The sequence below is a fragment of the Dyella sp. genome (assembly GCF_035508675.1).
Classification (GTDB): domain Bacteria; phylum Pseudomonadota; class Gammaproteobacteria; order Xanthomonadales; family Rhodanobacteraceae; genus Dyella_B.
Genome location: NZ_DATJMN010000129.1, coordinates 1 through 4,212, shown reverse-complemented (window position 1 = coordinate 4,212; position 4,212 = coordinate 1). Strand labels below are relative to the sequence as shown.

At 63.5% G+C, this 4,212-nt stretch carries 5 protein-coding genes; 1 reads left to right on the top strand and 4 read right to left on the bottom strand.

Going from position 1 to position 4,212, the window contains the following annotated elements; all coding sequences use genetic code 11:
* Positions 1-588, bottom strand: a 588-nt coding sequence (locus VMA74_RS07550) for an SLC13 family permease (protein WP_325366025.1), incomplete at its 3' end; no start/stop codon positions are given.
* A 10-nt stretch (positions 589-598) separates the two neighbouring features.
* The gene (locus VMA74_RS07545; RefSeq protein ID WP_325366024.1) at positions 599-1,000 is read right to left on the bottom strand and encodes a RidA family protein; all 402 of its coding nucleotides are present in this window, start codon (positions 998-1,000) and stop codon (positions 599-601) included.
* 128 nt (positions 1,001-1,128) lie between these two features.
* Between VMA74_RS07545 and VMA74_RS07540 the strand changes: the two genes are divergently transcribed.
* Positions 1,129-2,409: an amino acid deaminase gene (locus tag VMA74_RS07540; protein ID WP_325366023.1), complete on the top strand. Its 1,281-nt coding sequence runs from the start codon at positions 1,129-1,131 to the stop codon at positions 2,407-2,409.
* A gap of 149 nt (positions 2,410-2,558) precedes the next feature.
* On the opposite strand, the gene VMA74_RS07535 is transcribed toward VMA74_RS07540, so the two are convergent.
* Positions 2,559-3,419 (bottom strand): alpha/beta hydrolase, encoded by an 861-nt coding sequence (locus tag VMA74_RS07535; RefSeq protein WP_325366022.1) that lies wholly within the window; start codon positions 3,417-3,419, stop codon positions 2,559-2,561.
* Between the two features lie 90 nt (positions 3,420-3,509).
* A partial coding sequence (locus VMA74_RS07530; protein ID WP_325366021.1) for a mechanosensitive ion channel family protein occupies positions 3,510-4,212 on the bottom strand: 703 nt, incomplete at its 5' end.

Sequence of the window (4,212 nt, the reverse complement as noted above, 5' to 3'; positions counted from 1 at the left end):
GCCGACCAGCAACGCGTAGACAATGGTTCTGCCGATATCCGCGTGATAAGCCGTCACCGCCAGCAACGCGGCCGGATGCGGCGGCACCAGCCCGTGTACCACCGACAAGCCCGCCGCCATCGGCAGGCCGACCAGCAAGATCGGCGTGCCGGTGCGACGGGCGATATTGAAGGCCAGCGGTATCAGCAGCACGAAACCGACTTCGAAAAACACCGGCAGGCCGACGATGAAGGCGATCAGCATCATCGCCCAATGCGCGCGCCGTTCGCCAAAGGTAGCCACCAACGTGCGCGCGACGCGCTCGGCGCCGCCCGATTCGGCCATCATTTTGCCCAGCATGGTGCCCAGTGCAAGCAGCAAGGCGATATGCCCCAAGGTGCCGCCGACGCCGGTTTCGAACGCCTTCACCAGGCTTCTCAGCGGCATGCCCACCGCCGCGCCCAGGCCCAGCGAGATCACCATCAGCGCCACGAACGGATGGAGCTTGCGCACGGCGATCAGGTAGATCAGCAGCAGCACGGCGAGCGCGGCTGCCAGCAGCAGGCCGCTACCGTGGAGCAAGGTGGCGGGTTGCGTTGTTGGGCTCATGGTGTTGTCGTCAAGCCTGCAAAGGTTTCTTGTACGCCACGCAGTCCACCTCCACCTTGCAATCCACCACCATGCTCGACACCACGCACGCACGTGCCGGTGGATGCGCGCCGAAGTATTCCTTGAACACGCGGTTGAACGAGGGAAAATCGCGCGGGTCGTCCAGCCATACGCCGCAACGCACGACGTGCTCGGTGCCGTAGCCGGCCTCCTGCAGGATGGCGATCAGGTTGCGGATCGCCTGGTGCGATTGCTCGACGATGCCGCCGTGGATCACTTCGCCGTTGACCATCGGCGTTTGGCCGGAGACGAACAGCCAGCCATCAGCGCCTGCTGCGCGCGCGAACGGAAGATGCTGGCCGCCGGTGCCGGCGCCGCCTTCGGCACCGAATCGCACGATGGAATCGCTCATGGAAAATCCTCCTGGTTGGCGTGGCGAAACAAGACATGGAAACGAAGCATGCATGGTTCCGAGCGTAGATTCCTGGCTAAGATCCGGTCAAACATCTCCGTCTTCGCCACGGAATCAGGATGCTTCCCATGCACGACAAAAACTACCAAGCCGATGCACGCCTATCTGTCGTTGATCCGCTCGACAAAGGACTGGGCGCACTGGAAGCGCCGTGTCCGCCAGAGGCGATCGCCGCACTCGGCTGGAACCTGCTGAAGGAAGATCTCAGCCTGCCCGCGGCCGTGCTCTCCCAATCGCGGCTGGAGCACAATCTGGCCTGGATGCAGCGCTTCGTCAGCGAATATGGCGCCAAGCTTGCGCCGCATGGCAAGACCACCATGGCGCCGCGCCTGTTCGCGCGCCAGCTCGCCGCCGACGCGTGGGGCATCACGCTGGCGAGCGCGCATCAGGTGCGCGTGGCCTATGCGCATGGCGTGCGGCGCGTGCTGATGGCCAACCAGCTGGTGGGCCGGCGCAACATGGCGATCGTGGCCGAGCTGCTGGCCGATCCATCGTCCGAGTATTTCTGCCTGGTCGATTCACCTGAGCAGGTCCAACAGCTGGCCGCGCATTTCGGCGCGGTGGGGCGACCGGTGCAGGTGCTGATCGAACTGGGCGTCGCAGGTGGACGCACCGGTGTGCGCGATGAAGGGCAATGGCAAGCGGTGCTCGATGCACTTGCCAAGGCCAAAGGTGCCGTCAAGCTGGCCGGCGTGGAAGTCTACGAAGGCGTGCTGCAGGACGAAGCGGCGATTCGCGCCCTGCTGCAGCGTGCGGTGCGCGCGCTGCAGCAGCTTGCCGACGCAGCCCGCATCGCGCGCTCGCCTGCGGTGTTGAGTGGTGCAGGCTCGGCCTGGTATGACGTGGTCGCCGAAGAGTTTGCCAAGGCAGACATCGGTGCGCCACTGGATGTGGTGCTGCGCCCTGGTTGTTATCTCACGCACGACGCAGGCATTTATCGCAGCGCGCAGGCGCAGGTCGAAACGCGCAATCCGGTGGCGCAGCGCATGCGGGGCAGCCTGTTGCCGGCCTTGCAGTTATGGGCCTACGTGCAATCCGTGCCCGAACCCGAACGCGCCATCGTCGCCCTGGGCAAGCGCGACGCTGCGTTCGATGCGGGCCTGCCCGCGCCGGTTGCGCATTTTCGACCAGGCCAGGCCGCGCCCGCCCCTGCACCCGCGCATTGGAAAATCACCGGCATGATGGATCAGCATGCCTACCTGCAGATCGCCGCTGGCGACGATATCCGCGTTGGCGACATGCTCGCCTTCGACATCTCCCATCCCTGCCTCACCTTCGACAAGTGGCGGCAAATTGCGGTGGTCGATGATGATTACAACGTGGTGGATGTGGTGCAGACGTTCTTTTAGCGGCATGCCATCCACGACGCGGTCCCTCGCAGGTTGGCAGTGAGGCGACGCCGAACCCCAACATCGCCATCAGCATGGCAACGTTGGAGTTTGCATCCGCTCACCACAAACCTACGCGCCTTGCCATTGCACCCAAGACCACACGCACATCAAAACACCGGTGGCGGCAAAGTATGCGACGGCGGCGTGCGTATCAGCCCCAGCAAGTCTTCGCTCAGCATCGCGCCGTGGGTCGCAAACAAGCCATGCCCTGCCCCGTCATAGGGTCGAAGAATACTTCCCGGCAGCAGATTCGCAGTGCGCCTTCCGTGCGCAGCAAACGGCGCAACGCGGTCTGCCGTGCCGTGGATCACCAGCGACGGCAGATTGATCGCGGCACCCATGTCGCCGGTGAAATCCGTATCCGCGAAGGCGCGCACACAACCGACCATGGCGATGCGCGAAGCCGGTTCCGCCAGTGATTTTATCCAGTCCACCATGGCGGGACTGGTGCCGGCGCCCTCGAACAGCAGATCGACGAACTGGTCGACATAGGTGAAGCGGTCGGCGCGGATGCGCATGCAAGTGTCGTCGAACTTGGCCTCGTCGGCACCGTCGAGATTGTCCTTGCTTTTGGTCATGCTGGGCGTGACCCCGCTGACCAGCGCAAAGCGCGTGACACGCTGGCCGAGATGGCGGCTCATGTAGCGCACGACTTCGCCGGCGCCCATCGAAAAACCGACCAGCGTCACGTCATGCAAGTCGAGCGTTTCGAGCAGCGCCTTCAGATCGTCGGCGAAACGATTGAAGTTGTAGCCATCGGAAGGCTTGGACGATTTGCCGAACCCGCGGCGGTCATACGTGATCACACGGCAGCCGCCACTGACCAGCGCAAAGGCCTGCTCTTCCCACATCGCGTGGTCGAAGGGGTAGCCATGCAACAAGACGACGGGCGGGCCATAGCCGACGTCTTCGTAATACAACTCGATCGGGCGCCCCAGGCTGTCCGTTTCGACCTGCAACATGCTCATGGGTTTCTCCTGTCTTGCCATGAAATTAGCGTTGCGACGATGAAGACCATGTCGCCGCAAGCCATTTGCAACATTTCCTGCATGGTTGATTCACGGCGCCGATGTCCTCGGCGCCTGTTTGCTGTCCTCTTGGCCGTTGTCCTGCGGATGCAGCAGGTAGCTGGTGTGCGGGTTGGCCATCTCGATGCCGGTCTCCCGAAAACGCCGCACGATGCGCCGGTTGAGTTCACGCTGCACGCCCCACCGGCCCGTGGCGACACACTGCACCTGCCCCACGATGGTCACTTTCGAGCCATCCATCGCATCCACGCCCCAGATCTCCAGGTCTTTGCGGATGAGGTTGCGGAAGGCGGGGTCATTGCGCAGGTCCTTGCCGATCCGGGTCAATTCGTCCATCGCGCGCTCCACGTCGGTGCTGTAGGCGATGCTGACGTTCAACGACGCATTGCCGATGCCGCGATTGGTGTTGTTCACCGTGGTGACGGAACTGAACGGAATGGTGTACAGCGAACCGTCGCCGCCGCGCAGCCGCACGGTGCGCACGGAAAGATTTTCCACCGTGCCGGAAACGCCGGCCACGGTGACCCAGTCGCCCACCTGCATGGCGTTTTCCATCAGCAGGAAAATGCCGGTGATGAAATCCTGCACCAGCTTCTGCGAGCCGAAGCCCAGGGCCACGCCGACGATGCTCGCACTGGCCAGCAGCGGCGTGGTGTTGATGCCGATTTCGTTCAAGGCGGTGAGGCCGACGACCAGCACCACCACGATCAGCAACGTGGTGCGCATCATCGGC

Bases quoted from the DNA above. Each gene is read 5' to 3' on its own strand.
- VMA74_RS07535 (WP_325366022.1), bottom strand. From the start codon at position 3,419: ATGAGCATGTTGCAGGTCGAAACGGACAGCCTGGGGCGCCCGATCGAG.
- VMA74_RS07545 (WP_325366024.1), bottom strand. From the start codon at position 1,000: ATGAGCGATTCCATCGTGCGATTCGGTGCCGAAGGCGGCGCCGGCACC.
- VMA74_RS07540 (WP_325366023.1), top strand. From the start codon at position 1,129: ATGCACGACAAAAACTACCAAGCCGATGCACGCCTATCTGTCGTTGAT.